Origin of the sequence: Curtobacterium sp. MCPF17_018 (assembly GCF_003234135.1) — a bacterium.
Classification (GTDB): Bacteria; Actinomycetota; Actinomycetes; order Actinomycetales; family Microbacteriaceae; genus Curtobacterium; species Curtobacterium flaccumfaciens.
This window is the reverse complement of sequence record NZ_QKSJ01000010.1, coordinates 105,053-121,567: the sequence shown is the minus strand read 5'-3', so window position 1 is coordinate 121,567 and position 16,515 is coordinate 105,053. Positions and strand designations below refer to the sequence as shown.

Sequence of the window (16,515 nt, the reverse complement as noted above, 5' to 3'; positions counted from 1 at the left end):
GTGGCCCGACCCTACGCCGTGCGGGCGTGGATGCGGGCGAGGTCGGCGGCACCGACGACGCCGGCGTCGTTGACGAGTTCGGCGATCACGAAGTCCGGCTCGGGGTGGTACCCGCGGGCCGGCAGGTTGTTGAGGTACGCCTGCTTGATCGGATCGAGCAGCCGGTCTCCCGCACTGGCGACGCCGCCGCCGAACACGAAGAGCTGCGGGTCGAGCACCGCGGACAGCGACGCGCACGCCTCGCCGAGGTGCCGACCGAGCCGACGGAGGGCCGCGAGGGCACCCGGGTCGTCGGCCAGGATCAGGTCGCCGACGATCTTGCCGTCGAGCTGGCCGCCGTTGTCGGCGCGGGCGTCGGCCAGGGCCGAGCCGATGCCACCGGCGTCGGCGACGTCGTTCGCCATGCGCTGCAGGGCACGACCCGAGCCGTACTGCTCGATGCAGCCGCGGGCACCGCAGCCACAGGGCAGCCCGTTCGGGACGATGCGCAGGTGGCCGATCTCGCCGCCGGTTCCGAAGCCCCCGCGGAACAGGCGGTCCTCGGTCACGATGGCACCGCCGACGCCCGTGCCGATGGTGAGCATCGTCATGTCGGACACGAGCCGACCGGCGCCGAACCGGAACTCGGCCCAGCCAGCGGCGTTCGCGTCGTTGTCCACCGTGATGTGCAGGTCGCCGAGGCGCTGCTGCAGCTTCTGCCGGAGCGGTTCGTTCCGCCACCGGATGTTCGGCGTGTAGTAGACGATCGACTGCGAGGCGTCGATGAACCCGGGGGCGGCGACCCCCACGGCGCCGACCAGGTGGAGCGAGCTGAGTCGCTCGACCATCGAGACGACGTCGTCGAGCATGGCGTTCGGGTCCGCAGCGTTGGTGGCCACGCGGTCCTCGGCGACGATCTCGCCGAGTTCCGTCACGACCGCACCCGCGATCTTGGTGCCCCCGATGTCGATTCCGATGGCGTGCACGAGCAACGAGCCTACCGGTTCGCCGCGAAGTCACGGAACGCCCGGTGACGCGTCCTATGCTGGCGGTGTCGCCTCGGTGTTGAGGCGCACTCGAGTCGAACCGGCAGACAAGGGAGTCACCGTGAACGATCAGCGTCCTGCACGCAGCAGCGCCTCCACCGACACGTCCACCGCTGGCAGCGCCGCCACCGGGACCACGCCGTCGGCCGGCAGGCACGCCACACCGCCCGGCGCCGGCCCGGCCGCTCCGGCCCAGGGCCGCCCGGTCTCCGCGGGCCACGGCGGTCCCGTCGCCCCGGACCACGGCTCGGCGGCGCGGCTCCTCGGCGACCGCGTCCGGCTGACGCCCGACCGTCCGATCCTGGCCCAGCGCCACGGCGACACCTGGACGACCTTCACCGCGGCCCAGACGCTCGCCCGGGTGCGCGGCATCGCGAAGGGCTTCGTCGCCGCCGGGCTCGAACCGGGCGCGCACGTCGCGATCCTGTCGCGCACGCGGCTCGAGTGGACCCTGGTCGACTTCGCCGTGTGGACAGCCGGCCTGGTTTCCGTGCCCGTGTACGAGACGAGCTCCCCCGACCAGGTGCGCTGGATCCTGTCCGACTCCGAGTCGGTCGCGATCGTCGTCGAACAAGAGGAGCACGCGCGCCGCGTCGCCTCCATCGCACCCGACCTGCCCTCCCTGGGCCAGCACTGGACGATCGACGGCGGCGGCCTCGACGACCTGACCCGGCTCGGCGAGGACGTCACCGACGACGAACTCGATGCCCGGACCGCGAACGTGCACGGCCACGACGACGCCACGATCATCTACACCTCGGGCAGCACCGGTCGGCCGAAGGGCTGCGTCCTGCGGCACGACAACTTCACCGCCACGGTGGAGGGCGCGAGCGAGGCGATGCCCGAGGTCGTCGCCGACGGCGCCTCGACCCTGCTGTTCATCCCGCTCGCCCACGTCTTCGCCAGGTTCATCGCCGCGATGTCGGTGTCCGCCGGCGTCCTCGTCGGCCACGAGCCGGACACCAAGGACCTGATGCGCGCGGTGTCGACCTTCAAGCCGACGTTCCTGCTCGCGGTCCCCCGGGTGTTCGAGAAGATCTACAACTCAGCGGAGCAGAAGGCCGACCTCGGTGGCAAGGGCAGGATCTTCCGCGCGGCCGCAGACACCGCGGTCGCCCACTCCGAGGCCCTCGCAGCCGGCAGGGTGCCGTTCCTGCTCGGCCTGAAGTTCAAGCTGTTCGACCGGCTCGTGTACGCCAAGCTCCGCGACGCCCTCGGCGGCCGGGTCGGGTACGCCGTCAGCGGTTCGGCACCCCTCTCCCCGCGGCTCTCGCACTTCTTCCGCTCGATCGGAGTGCTCATCCTCGAGGGCTACGGCCTGACCGAGACCACGGCACCCGCCACGGTCAACCGCGCCCGCGAACTCCGCATCGGGACCGTCGGCCGCGCGCTGCCCGGCATCGAGGTCCGGATCGCCGACGACGGCGAGATCCTGATCCGCGGCGTCGACGTCTTCGACCGGTACTGGCGGAACGACGAGGCGACCGAGCACGCCTTCGCCGACGGCTGGTTCCGGACCGGTGACCTCGGCCGGCTCGACGCCGACGGGGTCCTCACGGTCACCGGACGCGCCAAGGAGCTCATCGTCACCGCGAGCGGCAAGAACGTCGCCCCGGCACCGCTCGAGGACGGCATCCGCGAGCACCCGCTCATCGGCCAGGTCGTGGTCGTCGGTGAGGGCAAGCCGTTCGTCGCCGCGCTCGTGACGCTCGACCGCGAGATGCTGCCCGGCTGGTGCGAGTCCCGCGGGATCACCCCGGCACTGAGCGGGCACGAGGCCGCGTACGACGAGCGCGTGCTCTCCGCCGTCCAGGAGGCCATCGACGCCGCCAACGGCCGGGTCTCCCGCGCCGAGTCGGTCCGGTCGTTCACGATCCTCGACACGGACCTGACCGAGGCCTCCGGGCACCTCACGCCGAAGCTGACGATCAAGCGGTCGGTGATCCTGAAGGACTTCGCCGCGGACATCGACCACATCTACTCCGGGTCGAAGGTGCAGACGACGGCGACCCCGGTGATCGAGGGTCGGCGGCGCAACCGCGCGTAGCCGCCTGGTCGTTCCGGGCGTACCGGGTTGATTCGGGCGTACCAGGTCGGTTCTTCCGACCAGGTACGCCCGATTCCGGCAGGTGCGCGCGGGTGTGGACGCAACAGCCTGGAGGCCCGGATCACGTCCGTCGGACGCGATCCGGGCCTCCAGGCCGTTCAGCGGGCGCCGGGGGCGCCTGCGGGGCTCAGGCCTCCTGCGACTGCTCCGTCGCGGGGGCGTCGAGGACGGCGGTCGAACCGGTCGCGACGGTGGTCTCGGCAGGTCGACGGTTGGTGCGGGTGCGGTGCGAGCTGAGCTCGTCGTTCTGACTGGTCATGCGGGAGTCCTGGGGGGGATGGGATGGTCGTCGGTGGGAGGCCGACAGCAGCACGGTACCTCCTCGTCAGGACAAAGCGACAATCCCCCGTGGGGGTGTTACACCACTGTTCACAGCCCGCGAACCCGGGCCTGTGCAAGCGCTCAGTGGAACCAGGCCTGCGCACGGATGTCGCGCAGGGCCTGACGGCGGACCTCGGGGTCGAGCGTCATCACGTAGACGGTTCCGTCGAGGTGGTCGCACTCGTGCTGGAGCGCCTCGGCCATCAGGCCGGTGCCCTCCAGGACGACCTCGTCGCCGTCGACGTCGACGCCGCGGACCTTCGCGTACGGGTACCGACGGGTCGGGTAGCCGAGCCCCGGGACGGAGAGGCACCCTTCCTCCATGAGCTCGGGCTGCCCGGAGACCTCGACGATCTCGGGGTTGAGGACGTAGCCGACCTCGCCGTCCACGTTGTACGAGAACGCACGGAGCCCGACGCCGATCTGGGGCGCGGCCACTCCGGCACGACCGGGTTCCTTGACGGTGTCGATGAGGTCCTGCACGAGGTCACGGACCCCGGCGCTCCCGAGCAGTTCGGGGCGGATCGGGTCGGCCGGCGAACGGAGGACGGGGTCGCCGAACAGGCGGATGGGACGAACGGTCAATTTACTGCAGCACCACCAGGAGGTCGCCGGCGTCCACCTGCTGGGTCACCGGGATCGCGAGTCGGCCGACGGTGCCCGCCACGGGCGCCGTGATGGCCGCTTCCATCTTCATCGCCTCGATGCTCGCCACCGGCGTACCGGCCTCGACGACGTCACCGACGGCGACCTTGAGCGTCACCACGCCGGAGAACGGCGCGGCCACGTGCTTGGGGTCGGACGCGTCGGCCTTCTCGGCCGCCTTCGTCTCGACCTCGACCGAACGGTCGCGGACGGCGACCGGGCGGAGTTGCCCGTTCATCGTCGCCATGACCGTGCGGATGCCCTTGGCGTCCACCTCGCCGATCGCCTCGAGCCCGACGAACAGGTCGACGCCCTTGCCGAGCGGGACGCTGTGCTCCTGCCCGGGTCGCAGCCCGTACAGGTAGTCGACGGTCGGCACGACGGACAGGTCGCCGTACTGCTCCCGCACGCGCTGGAACTGCTGCGTCGGCTGCGGGAAGAGCAGGCGGTTGAGGGCCTGCTGGCGCTCGGGTCCGGGGGTCTCGAGGTGCGCGCGTTCGTCCGCGGGCACCGGGGTGATCTCGAGTCGGACGTCGCGACCGGCCAGGACCTTCGAGCGGAACGGCTCGGGCCAGCCGCCGGGCAGGTCGCCCAGCTCGCCGGCCATGAATCCGACCACGGAGTCCGGAATGTCGTACTTGTCGGGGTTCTGCTCGAAGTCGACCGGGTCGGCACCGACCGCGGCGAGCTGCAGCGCGAGGTCGCCGACGACCTTCGACGACGGCGTGACCTTGGTCGGCCGACCGAGGATCCGGTTCGCCTCGGCGTACCAGTCCTCGACCTGCTCGAACCGGTCGCCGAGCCCGAGGGCGATCGCCTGCTGCCGGAGGTTCGACAGCTGACCACCGGGGATCTCGTGCTTGTAGACACGCCCGGTCGGCCCGGCGAGCCCGGACTCGAACGGGGCGTACACGCGACGGACCGATTCCCAGTACGGCTCGAGGTCCCCGACGGCGTCGAGGGACAGGCCGGTGTCGCGCTCGGTGTGGGCCAGGGCTGCGACCAGGGCGGACATGCTCGGCTGGCTGGTCGTGCCGGCCATGGGTGCGGCGGCCACGTCGACGGCGTCGGCCCCGGCGCGCGAGGCGGCGAGCAGGGTCGCGAGCTGACCGCCGGCGGTGTCGTGGGTGTGCACGTGCACCGGCTGGTCGAAGCGCTCGCGCAGGGCGGTGACGAGCTTCTCGGCCGCACCGGCACGGAGCAGCCCCGCCATGTCCTTGATGCCGATGACGTGCGCGCCGGCCTCGACCATCTGCTCCGCCAAGCGGAGGTAGTAGTCGAGCGTGTAGAGGTCCTCGGCGGGGTCGAGGAGGTCGGCGGTGTAGCAGAGCGCCGCCTCGGCGACGGCCGTGCCGGTCGCGAGCACGGCCTCCAGGGCGGGACGCAGCTGGCTGACGTCGTTCAGCGCGTCGAACACGCGGAAGACGTCGACGCCCGACCGAGCCGCCTCGTCGACGAAGGCGTCGGTGACCTCGGTCGGGTACGGCGTGTACCCGACGGTGTTACGGCCGCGCAGCAGCATCTGGATCGGGATGTTCGGCATGGCTTCGCGCAGCGAGGACAGGCGCTCCCAAGGATCTTCACCGAGGAACCGGAGTGCGACGTCGTAGGTGGCACCACCCCAGGCCTCGACGCTGAGCAGCTGCGGAGTGAGCCGTGCGACGTGCGGTGCGACGGCGACGAGGTCCTTCGTGCGGACCCGGGTGGCGAGGAGCGACTGGTGGGCGTCCCGCATCGTCGTCTCGGTCACGGCGAGGGCCGTCTGGGCGCGCAGGGCCTTCGACCACTCGGCCGGCCCCATCGCCAGCAGGCGGTCGCGCTGCCCCTCGGGCACCGGCGCAGTCAGGTCGGTGGCCGGGAGCTTGTCGGCCGGGTCGGTGACCAGCGGCGACCGCTCACCGTTCGGCTTGTTCACCGTGACGTCGGCGAGCCAGGTGAGCACCTTCGTGCCGCGGTCCTTCGAGACGTGGCCGCCGAAGAGCTGCGGGCGTTCCTCGATGAACTTCGTCGAGACGTCGCCGCGGGCGAAGTCCGGGTCCTCGAGCACGGCCTGCAGGAACGGGATGTTCGTGCTGACGCCGCGGATGCGGAACTCGGCGAGGGCACGCTTGGCCCGGGACACCGCCGCCGGGAAGTCGCGGCCGCGGCACGTCATCTTCGCGAGCATCGAGTCGAAGTGCGGGCTGATCTGCGCGCCGGTGGCGACCGTGCCGCCGTCGAGCCGGACGCCCGCGCCGCCGGGGCTGCGGTAGGTGCTGATCCGGCCGGTGTCCGGACGGAAGCCCTGCGTCGGGTCCTCGGTCGTGATGCGGGTCTGCAGCGCGGCGCCGTGCACGGCGACGGTGTCCTGCGACAGGCCGAGGCCGGCGAGGGTCTCCCCCGCGGCGATGCGCATCTGCGACTGCACCAGGTCGACGTCGGTGACCTCTTCGGTGACCGTGTGCTCGACCTGGATGCGCGGGTTCATCTCGATGAAGACGTGCTGCCCCTCACGCTCACCCTCGGTGTCGAGCAGGAACTCCACGGTGCCGGCGTTGACGTACCCGATCGACCGGGCGAAGGCCACGGCGTCGCGGTGCAGTGCCTGCGCGACCGCGGGGTCGAGGTTCGGCGCCGGCGCGATCTCGACGACCTTCTGGTTGCGCCGCTGGACCGAGCAGTCCCGCTCGAACAGGTGGATCGTGCCCGCGTCGGTGCCGGTCGCGTCGGCGAGGATCTGCACCTCGATGTGGCGCGGACGGATGACGGCCTGCTCGAGGAACATCGTCGGGTCGCCGAACGCACTGTCGGCCTCGCGCATGGCCGCTTCGAGGGCGTCGCGCAGCTCGGGCTTCGTCTCCACACGGCGCATGCCACGGCCACCACCACCGGCGACGGCCTTGGCGAAGACCGGGAACCCGATCGCATCGGCGCCGGCGATCAGTTCGTCGATGTCGCGGCTCGCCGGGGTGCTCGCGAGGACCGGGACGCCGGCCGCGATCGCGTGCTCCTTCGCGGTGACCTTGTTGCCGGCCATCTCGAGCACGTGCTCGCCCGGACCGATGAAGGTGATGCCGTTCGCGGCTGCTGCCGCGGCGAGCTCCGGGTTCTCGGACAGGAACCCGTACCCCGGGTAGATCGCGTCGGCCCCCGACTCGCGGGCGACGCGGATGATCTCGGAGACGTCCAGGTACGCCCGGACCGGATGGCCCCGCTCCCCGATCAGGTAGGCCTCGTCGGCCTTGAGACGATGCAGGGAGTTCCGGTCTTCGTACGGGTAGACGGCGACCGTACGGGCCCCCAACTCGTACGCGGCACGGAACGCGCGGATGGCGATCTCGCCACGGTTCGCAACGAGGATCTTCGTGAACACGACGTCCCTTTCAGCCCGGGTTGAGGTGAGACAACCCTAGTGGCGGTAACGTTGCTCAACGTGCATGTACTCAGCGTGAGCTCCCTCAAGGGTGGTGTCGGCAAGACGACGGTGACGCTCGGCCTGACCTCGGCCGCGTTCGCCAAGGGACTGCGCACGCTGGTGGTGGATCTGGACCCGCAGTCCGACGTCTCCACGGGCCTCGACATCAACCTCGCCGGCCACCTCAACGTCGCCGACGTCCTCGAGAACCCGAAGGAGAAGATCGTCCGTCAGGCGATCGCCCCCTCGGGCTGGACGAAGGGGTCGCAGGGCAAGATCGACGTCATGGTCGGGTCGCCCTCCGCCATCAACTTCGACGGGCCGCACCCGTCGATCCGCGACATCTGGAAGCTCGAAGAGGCCCTGGCCAACGTCGAGCAGGACTACGAACTCGTCCTCATCGACTGTGCGCCGTCGCTGAACGCCCTGACGCGCACCGCGTGGGCCGCGTCCGATCGCGTCACCGTCGTCACCGAGCCCGGCCTGTTCTCCGTCGCCGCCGCCGACCGTGCGCTGCGCGCCATCGAGGAGATCCGCCGCGGGCTCTCCCCGCGCCTGCAGCCCCTCGGCATCATCGTCAACCGTGCCCGCGTGCAGTCGCTCGAGCACCAGTTCCGCATCAAGGAACTCCGCGACATGTTCGGCCCGCTCGTGCTCTCCCCACAGCTGCCGGAGCGCACGTCGCTGCAGCAGGCGCAGGGTGCGGCGAAGCCGCTGCACGTGTGGCCCGGCGAGTCCGCGCAGGAGATGGCGAAGAACTTCGACCAGCTGCTCGAGCGCATCATGCGCACCGGCAAGATCGGTCCGTACGCCGAGGGTGGCGCCGCGTAGGTCGGTGCTCGTGCGGTCGCGGCGCGGTCGCATGACATGCCGCTCACGTCGCCCGAAAGGTCGCCAACTGTCAGCCGGCAGCGTCGCAGGCAACAGTTCGTGACCACTCGGCGACGCGCAGGCGGCGATTTGTGACTACGCGGCGACTGCCGAGAGGCCCACCCCGGCCTCGCTCGACACGCCCCGCTCGATACGCCCGGCTCCGGCTCGCCCAGTGGTCACAACGCACCGCTCACATCCGCCGAGTGCTCACCAACTGTCGGCCGACAACGTCGCAGCCGACAGTTCGTGACCACTCGGCGACGCGCAGGCGACGGGTCACGACCACGCGGCGACTGCCGGGAGGCCCACCCCGGCCTCGCTCGACACGCCCGGCTCCGGCTCGCCCAACGGTCACAACGCACCGCGCGCATCCGCCGAGTGCTCACCAACTGTCAGCCGGCAGCGTCGCATGCGACAGTTCGTGACCACACGGCGAGACGCAGGCGGCAGGTCGTGACCACGCGGCGACTGCCGGGAGGCTTATCCCGGCCCCGCTCGACACGCCCGGCTCCGGCCCGCCCAACGGTCACAACGCACCGCTCACGTCCTCCGAGAGGTCACCAACTGTCTGCCGGCAACGTCGCAGCCGACAGTTCGTGACCACACGGCGAGACGCAGGCGACGGGTCACGACCACGCGGCGACTGCCGGGAGGCTCATCCCGGCCCCGCTCGACACGCCCGGCTCCGGCTCGCCCAGCGGTCACAACATGCCGCTCACGTCCGCCGAGTGGTCACCAACTGTCGGCCGGCAACGTCGCAGGCAACAGTTCGTGACCACTCGGCGACGCGCAGGCGACGGGTCACGACCACGCGGCGACCGGCCGGAGGCTCATCCCGGCCCCGCTCGACACGCCCCGCTCGACACGCCCGGCTCCGGCTCGCCCAACGGTCACAACATGCCGCTCACGTCCGCTGAGTGGTCACGAACTGTCGGCCGGCAACGTCGCAGGCAACAGTTCGTGACCACTCGGCGACGCGCAGGCGACGGGTCGCGACCACTGGACCCGAACCCGGATGGTCAGGAAGCGCGGGAAGCGCGACGAGCGGCGAGCTCGTCGGAGGGGTCGGCCGCCGCGGTGGCGTCGAGCTCGACCAGGGAACTCTCGACCTCACGCAGGACCTTGCCGACCGCGATGCCGAAGACACCCTGGCCGCGGGACACGAGGTCGATGACCTCGTCGTCGGAGGTGCAGAGGTACACCGAGGCGCCGTCGGACATCAGGGTGGTCTGCGCCAGGTCGGAGACGCCTGACTCACGGAGCTGGTTGACGGCGGTGCGGATCTGCTGCAGCGAGATGCCGGTGTCGAGCAGCCGCTTCACGAGCTTGAGCACGAGGATGTCGCGGAACCCGTACAGGCGCTGCGACCCGGAGCCGGCCGCCCCACGGATCGTCGGCTGCACGAGTTCGGTGCGGGCCCAGTAGTCGAGCTGTCGGTACGAGATCCCGGCTGCCCGTGCGGCGACGGTGCCGCGGTAGCCGTTCTGCTCGTCGTGCTCGGGCAGACCATCGGTGAAGAGCAGCCCGAGGTCGTACCGGGTCACATCAGACTCGGTGCCAGGGGTGTCGTTCCCACTCATCAGCTTGCCTTCCACGACGATCGAGCTCCCACCCGAAGCTTCAACGACGGGTTGAGAGTTGTTCCGAGGTCCACGGTAGCGACTCCGACCGCTCCCGCGCGGGACATCCGACCCGGCGCGTCCGGCGTGTCGAGGATACGCCTCGGCCACTGACACACAAGCCCTGTCGGAGCACCGGACGGTGTCATGCGTCGAGACGGCCGATGGCCTGGCGGATGAGGTTCGACCGGATGATCTCGAGGTGCCCGGCGATCTCGCGCGCGAGCTCGGTGGCCTTTGCCCGCGAGGTCGCGTCGCCCCGGCGTGAGACCGGCATGAGGGCGGACTCGATGAGACCGACCTCGCGCTCGGCAGTGCTGCGCAGCGTGCGGAGGTGTCGCGGCTCGATACCGGTGCGCTGCAGTTCGACCAGGGCCTTCAGCACGGAGACGCCGTCGTCGCCGTAGGTGTCGGTGGCCGGCAGCAGCGAGGCCGAGACCGCGTCGGCGAGGAGCATCGGTGAGGCGCCGGCTGCCCGGACCGTCTCTTCGCGGGTGTACCGGCGCTCGCGTCCGAGGATCGACGGCTTCGGTGCGTCTCCGCCGCCGGGCAGGACGGGTTCGCGCCCGGCATCGAGGTCGGCCAGGTAGTCCTTGATGACCTTGAGCGGCAGGTAGTGGTCACGCTGCAGCCCGAGGATCACACGGAGCCGCTCGACGTCGGCCGCGGAGAACTTGCGGTACCCACTGGCCGTGCGGATCGGGGTGACGAGCTCGCGCTCTTCGAGGAACCGTAGCTTGGAGCTCGACAGGTCCGGGAACTCGGGCTTGAGGCGAGCGAGGACCTGCCCGATGGTGAGCAGGTCCGGTGCCGCGGACCCCGCCCGGGCCGCAGCGGACCGTGCGGCCACTACGCGTTCGCCAGGCGCGCCAGGTCGACCCGAGATGCGTAGAACGTCAGGCGGAACTTGCCGACCTGGACCTCGGCCCCGTCGGTGAGCAGCGCTTCGTCGATGCGGACACCGTCGAAGTACGTGCCGTTCAGGGAGCCGTTGTCCTTGACGCTGAAGCTCGTGCCGTGGCGAAGGAACTGCGCGTGCTTGCGCGACACGGTGACGTCGTCGAGGAAGATGTCGGCGTCGGGGTGTCGACCGGCCGTCGTGACGTCGGAGTCGAGGAGGAACCGCGCACCCACGTTGGGGCCACGACGGACCACGAGCAACGCCGACCCGGAGGGCAGGGCGTTGACGGCTTCACGTTCTTCGGTCGAGACACCGGACTCGGCGGTGAGCGCCGCGCCCATGTCCATGCTGAAGGTCAGCGTGGTGTCGACCAGCCGCTGCTCCGGGGTCTTCTGACCGCCCGGCTGCGGGACCACTGGATCTGGCATCGGTGGACCTCCTCCTCTTGGCCCATCAGCGTATCGGAAACGAAGGCCCGAGCGGCAGCCCCGATCTGGGACTGTGGAGGGACTTCCGCGATCCGCGAACGCGGGAGCGGCGTCAGCGACCCGTGCGACCCGGCGTCACCGACCCCGCGCGAGCAACCAGAGCAGGTACGGCGCCCCCACGACACCCGTCACGACCCCCACCGGCAGCGCGTTGCCGGGGATCGCGAACTGGGCGAGCAGGTCGCTGCCGAGCGTGATCGCGGCACCGACGGCGGCGGCCGGCGCGAGCGCGACCCGTCCGCCGCCGACCAGGCGTCTGGCGATCGGCGCGGCCATCAGCGCCACGAACGAGACCGGCCCCGCCGTGGCGACGGCTGCGGCGGTCAGGCACACGGCGGTGAGGAGCAGGAGCACCTTCGCCCGGTCCGGCCGGAGCCCGAGTGCGGCGGCGACCTCGTCCCCGAGGCTCAGCACCTGCAGGCGGGCGGACTGCAGCAGCGCGAGCACGCCGAGCACGACGAACGCGACGCCGAGCACCCCGACCAGGTCGCGGTCCACGGCGTTCAGGCTGCCGGAGAGCCAGAGCAGCGCGGCGCCGGCCTGGGTGACGGTGCCGCTCGTGAGCATCCAGCCGGTGATGCTCAGGCAGATCGCCGCGACACCGATGCCGACGAGGACGACCCGGTTGCCGGTGATCCCCCGTCGCCAGGCGAGCCCGGCGATGACGAGCGAGACCACCACTGCGCCGACGAGCACGACCGAGAAGAGCGTGCCACCGCTGGCACCGAACAGCACGATGGCGGTGAGTCCGGCGGCACTGGCCCCCGAGGTGATCCCGATGACGTCGGGGCTCGCGATCGGGTTCCGCACGACGCTCTGCACGATCGCGCCGGCGACGCCGAGGCTGGCGCCGACGAGGACGGCACCGAGCACCCGCGGCCCGCGGAGCTGCCCGATCACGAAGTCCGAGATCCGGTCCCCCTGGCCGAACAGGGAGGCGAGCACCTGGCCCGGGGTGAGCGGGATCGAACCGGCGCCGAGCCCGACCAGGACGAGCACCACGACGACCACGACCACGGCGACGAGCACCGCGACCTCACGGCGCAGCCCGGCCGAGCTGCCCAGCCCGGCCGAACGGCCCAGCCCGGCCGACCGGCCCAGCCCGGCCGACCGGCGCACCCCGGCCGAACGGCGCATGCCGGCCGACCGGCGCAGCCCGGCCGACCGGGGACGCGAGGAGCCGAACAGCTGCCTCACAGTCCCCGCACCACCCTCGAGCGCACGAGCGCGATGAACACCGGCGCTCCGATGAGCGCCGTGACGATGCCGACCTGCAGCTCCCCCGGGTACGCCACGACGCGGCCGATGACGTCGGCGACGAGCAGGAGCGCGGGGGCGACGATCGCCGACAGCAGGATGGTCCAGCGGTGGTCGGGGCCGCTCAACCGACGGACCGCGTGCGGAACGGCGAGTCCGACGAAGGCGATCGGCCCGGCGGCGGCCACCGCGGACCCGGCGAGCAGCACCGCGACCAGACCGCCCACGGCGCGGACGAGCACGACCCGCTGCCCGAGCGACGCCGCGAGTTCGTCCCCGAGCGCGAGGGTGTTCAGCGACCGACCGAGACCGAACGCGATCACCAGCCCGACGAGCACCGGCGCCGTGATGATCCCCGCCGTGCCGAGGTCCTTGCCGGCGAGGGCACCGACCTGCCAGAACCGCAGCTGGTCGAGCAGGCTCTGGTCGGTCACGAGCACCGCGGTGGTGACCGACGACAGCGCTGCGGCGACCACGGCTCCGGCGAGGGCGAGTCCGACGGGTGAGAGGCCGCGACGGGCGACGGTCGCGATCCCGTACACGAGCAGTGCGGCGAGGGCGGCCCCGACGAACGCGAAGGGCAGGTAGGCGGCCGTGCCGCTCACGCCGAAGACCGCGATCCCGGCCACCACGGCCAGGGTCGCACCGGAGTTGATGCCGAGGACGCTCGGGTCGGCGAGCGGGTTCCGTGTCACGCCCTGCATGACCGCCCCGGCGACCCCGAGCGCCGCCCCGGCGAGCAGTCCGACGACGGTGCGGGGCACCCGGTTGCCGAGCACGATGAGCCCGACCTCGTCGCTCCGCCCGGGGTGCAGGACGGTGTCCAGGACGGTGCCGAGCGGGATCGGCCGCGAGCCGTACGCGATCGACAGCGAACACGCCACGGCGAGGACGACGACCGCCAGCACGGTCGCACCGACGAGTCGGGGGACGGAGCTGGGAGCCGGGGGCGTGGACGTCGACGGAGACATGGAAGTAAGGCCACCCTAACGCCGGAGCCCCACTCGGCGTCCCCCGAGCAAGCCCGGAGCGTGCGCAGGGTTCGTTCATAGGCTCGTCATGGGGAAGCGCTCTGTACTGATCTCCATCGACGCCCGACCGGGCCGTCGAGGGACGACCGGAGAGCACCGATGAACGAGACCCCGAACCCCGCAGCCGCCGACCACGACGAGAACGGCACCCCCGCCGCGCAGCAGCAGGCTCCGGGCATGCACTGGGAGGCGCCGCACGCCGACCCGGCCTCCCTGCGCCCGGCGTACGCGTTCGACGGCTCCGGTCCCTACCTCTACGGTCCTGACGGCTCCGGCCCCTACGCCTACACGCCGGACGGCCGCGGCCCGTACCTGATCGGCAGCTCCGCCCTCGCCGGCGCGAACCACGCCTGGGCGTCCTCGGCGGCGACCGCCAACCACCCCGGTACGACGAAGCGCCCGCGTCGCCTGGGACTGATGATCGGCTCCGGCATCGCCGCACTCGCCATCGTCGGTGCGGCCGGCGGCACCGCCCTCGGCCTGTCCTCGCAGGGGACGACCACGACGTCGAGCCAGTCGCAGGGCACCACCACGCTGCCCGGCACCGGATCCGGCACCGACGGCACCGGCAGCAGCGACGGCACGAACGGCTTCACGGTGCCCGGCGACGGCAGCGGCAGCGACAGCGACAGCGACAGCGACAGCGACAGCGGGACGACCCAGTCCCCCGCCACCGCGGCGACGGCCGCCGACAAGAAGGGCGTCGTGACGATCAACACCGTCCTGAACTACGACGAGTCGTCGCAGGCGGCCGGCACCGGCATGGTCCTGACCTCCGACGGCACGATCCTGACGAACAACCACGTGATCCAGGGCGCGACGAGCATCACCGTCACCGACGAGACCACCGGCAAGGAGTACAAGGCCGACGTGGTCGGGGCCGACGCCACCAACGACGTCGCCGTGCTGAAGCTCGAGAACGCCTCGGGGCTGTCCACCGTCACACTGGACGACGACGGTGAGCCGAGCACCGGTGACACCGTCAAGGACGTCGGCAACGCCGAGGGCACCGGCAACCTCGTCGCCGCCGAGGGCACCGTCACCGCGATCGACCAGGACATCCAGGTGCAGAGCGAGTCCGGCACCGGCACCGAGTCCCTGACCGGCCTGATCGAGATCTCGGCGGACATCGTCTCCGGTGACTCCGGCGGACCGGTGCTGGACAGCGAGGGCGAGGTCGTCGGCATGGCCACGGCAGCGTCCTCGGGCACGGCCGACGTCACCGGCTACGCCATCCCGATCACCACCGCGAAGACCATCGCCGAGAAGATCCTCGACGGTGAGTCGTCGGGCACGATCACCATCGGGCTGCCCGCGTTCCTCGGGGTCCAGGTCAGCAACACCACCGGCACCACGGGCGGCGTCGCCGTCGCCGGCACGGTCGAGGGCTCCGGCGCCGCGAGCGCCGGCCTGGCCGCCGGGGACACGATCACGAGCATCGACGGCACCGCCGTGACGAGCTCGGACCAGCTGACGCAGGTCGTCCAGTCGCACTCGGTGGGTGACAAGGTGAGTGTCCGCTACACCGACAGCACCGGCGCCGCGAAGACCGTCACCGTCACCCTGACCGCCGGCCCCGCCGCGTAGCGGGAGAACGCAGGCGCGCTCAGCCCAGCAGCGCCCGCACCACCGACCGGTAGACATTGGCCGGGGAGTCCGTCCGGAGGGCGGTCTCCCCGGCCTTCGTCGTGCCCACGCGCGCGAATCCGTGTCCCTCGGCCCGCACGATCGTGATCGGCTTCGGCTTGCCCGGTCGACGCAGGTACGTGACGGTCCACGGCGCAGCCCAGAACCGCGCGAGGCGCGGGTCCGCCTCGGCGAGGGCCTCCGGCAGGTCCGGTGCGTCCGGACCGCCGGCCAGCTTGCGGCCGAGCAGGTGCCCTGGGAGCGACCCCGTGCGGAACGGGAAGGTCCACGTCGGACCGATGCCGAGCCTCCCGGCCATCAACGCGACGGCCCGGTCGGGCGTGACGGACGCGACCACGGCGCCCGCCGCGTCGGTCCCGTCGACGACGGTCTGCGACCAGGCCTGGAGGCGCGACTCGCCCCCGTCGGGCAGGTGCTGTTCCAGCGTGACCGGCTGGGCATCGCCCTGCCAGGGTTCGAGCAGGGTCTGGGTCGACTCCGGCAGCGTGCCGAGCCGACCGACGAGGCCCGCCTCGATGAGTTCGCGACCCGCCGCGGCGCGGAGGAGCGTGGGGTTCCACCGGCGTCCGGCGAGGCTCTGCAGGGTGCCGATCGCGTCCGTGCTCAGCCGGGGGCCCTCGAGCGGTGCCGTCGGGGCAGGGGCCGGCAGGGGTTCGAGGTCGCGCTCGGGGCGGACCGGGACCGTCTCGGTGGCGCGGACGCTCTCGAGGACGGCGAGCACGAGGTCGTCGGTCTCGAGCAGCCGGGCGAGCGGGCGTTCGATCGTCAGGTCGACGCGGTGCCGACCGGTCACGAAGAGCAGGTGGGTGCCGGCGACGTCGCCGTGCTCGTCGGGCCGGACGTACTCCACCAGCCGGGCCGGGGCGCCGGCGGTGGTCCACGGGTCGCAGCCGACGAGCAGCAGGCCCTCGACCGAACCGGGCAGCCGCGCGAGCAGGCCGGTGTTCTCGTCGCCGATCGCGCGGTCGCTGGGTCGGGATCGGACGGTGAGGACGACGTCGTCGCCGGTGACGCGCAGGTCCGCCTGGGCTGAGTCCTCGCGGCGCCAGGAGTCCGGGCGGCGGAGGGTGAGGCGGGCGGTGCGGTCCTCGGTGCCGAGCGGGACGGGGACTGCCATGGGATGAGCGTATGTCGGGAGCGGGGTGCCGGGGCCTGCGGCTCGCCGGGCTGGGCTCGCACCGTGCGAGGTGCTGGGCTCGCACCGTGC

The 16,515-nt window shown here is 71.8% G+C and carries 13 protein-coding genes; 3 read left to right on the top strand and 10 right to left on the bottom strand.

Annotated elements, in window-relative coordinates:
• Positions 1-11: 11 nt before the first annotated feature.
• A complete protein-coding gene (locus DEJ27_RS12920; protein WP_111091117.1) occupies positions 12-965 on the bottom strand; it encodes an ROK family glucokinase in 954 nt (317 codons plus the stop codon).
• Positions 966-1,086: 121 nt separating this feature from the next.
• Here DEJ27_RS12920 and DEJ27_RS12915 point away from each other — a divergent pair, with 121 nt between their 5' ends.
• The gene (locus DEJ27_RS12915; RefSeq protein WP_111091077.1) at positions 1,087-3,072 is read left to right on the top strand and encodes a long-chain fatty acid--CoA ligase; all 1,986 of its coding nucleotides are present in this window, start codon (positions 1,087-1,089) and stop codon (positions 3,070-3,072) included.
• A gap of 187 nt (positions 3,073-3,259) precedes the next feature.
• Here the strand turns inward: DEJ27_RS12915 and DEJ27_RS18070 are convergent, their stop codons facing one another.
• The 3 genes from DEJ27_RS18070 to DEJ27_RS12905 form a co-directional block, all read right to left on the bottom strand.
• Positions 3,260-3,391 (bottom strand): hypothetical protein, encoded by a 132-nt coding sequence (locus tag DEJ27_RS18070; protein ID WP_258369867.1) that lies wholly within the window; start codon positions 3,389-3,391, stop codon positions 3,260-3,262.
• Between the two features lie 143 nt (positions 3,392-3,534).
• Entirely contained in the window at positions 3,535-4,038 is a 504-nt protein-coding gene (locus DEJ27_RS12910; RefSeq protein WP_110860127.1) for a peptide deformylase, read from the bottom strand.
• A 1-nt stretch (position 4,039) separates the two neighbouring features.
• Entirely contained in the window at positions 4,040-7,450 is a 3,411-nt protein-coding gene (locus tag DEJ27_RS12905; protein WP_110860125.1) for a pyruvate carboxylase, read from the bottom strand.
• Between the two features lie 60 nt (positions 7,451-7,510).
• Here DEJ27_RS12905 and DEJ27_RS12900 point away from each other — a divergent pair, with 60 nt between their 5' ends.
• The gene (locus tag DEJ27_RS12900; RefSeq protein ID WP_027465232.1) at positions 7,511-8,323 is read left to right on the top strand and encodes a ParA family protein; all 813 of its coding nucleotides are present in this window, start codon (positions 7,511-7,513) and stop codon (positions 8,321-8,323) included.
• 1,061 nt (positions 8,324-9,384) lie between these two features.
• Here the strand turns inward: DEJ27_RS12900 and DEJ27_RS12895 are convergent.
• The 5 genes from DEJ27_RS12895 to DEJ27_RS12875 form a co-directional block, all read right to left on the bottom strand.
• A complete protein-coding gene (locus DEJ27_RS12895) occupies positions 9,385-9,945 on the bottom strand; it encodes a MerR family transcriptional regulator (RefSeq protein WP_027465231.1) in 561 nt (186 codons plus the stop codon).
• Positions 9,946-10,129: 184 nt separating this feature from the next.
• Positions 10,130-10,834, bottom strand: a complete 705-nt coding sequence (locus tag DEJ27_RS12890; protein ID WP_110860123.1) for a MerR family transcriptional regulator — start codon at positions 10,832-10,834, stop codon at positions 10,130-10,132.
• Positions 10,834-11,313 carry an FHA domain-containing protein gene (locus DEJ27_RS12885; RefSeq protein WP_051596676.1) on the bottom strand — a complete coding sequence of 160 codons (480 nt, stop codon included), beginning with the start codon at positions 11,311-11,313 and terminating at the stop codon, positions 10,834-10,836. The genes DEJ27_RS12890 and DEJ27_RS12885 overlap by 1 nt, the downstream gene beginning before the upstream one ends.
• Before the next feature lie 135 nt (positions 11,314-11,448).
• Positions 11,449-12,570, bottom strand: a complete 1,122-nt coding sequence (locus tag DEJ27_RS12880; RefSeq protein WP_258369866.1) for an iron chelate uptake ABC transporter family permease subunit — start codon at positions 12,568-12,570, stop codon at positions 11,449-11,451.
• Complete coding sequence (locus DEJ27_RS12875) at positions 12,567-13,601, bottom strand: iron ABC transporter permease (protein ID WP_110860120.1); 1,035 nt, start codon at positions 13,599-13,601, stop codon at positions 12,567-12,569. Before DEJ27_RS12875 ends, DEJ27_RS12880 begins: the two co-directional genes overlap by 4 nt.
• Positions 13,602-13,760: 159 nt before the next feature.
• On the opposite strand from DEJ27_RS12875, the gene DEJ27_RS12870 reads away from it, so the two are divergent.
• Positions 13,761-15,248, top strand: a complete 1,488-nt coding sequence (locus DEJ27_RS12870) for a trypsin-like peptidase domain-containing protein (RefSeq protein ID WP_258370355.1) — start codon at positions 13,761-13,763, stop codon at positions 15,246-15,248.
• Positions 15,249-15,267: 19 nt separating this feature from the next.
• On the opposite strand, the gene DEJ27_RS12865 is transcribed toward DEJ27_RS12870, so the two are convergent.
• A complete protein-coding gene (locus DEJ27_RS12865) occupies positions 15,268-16,425 on the bottom strand; it encodes a hypothetical protein (protein ID WP_111091076.1) in 1,158 nt (385 codons plus the stop codon).
• Positions 16,426-16,515 lie beyond the last annotated feature (90 nt).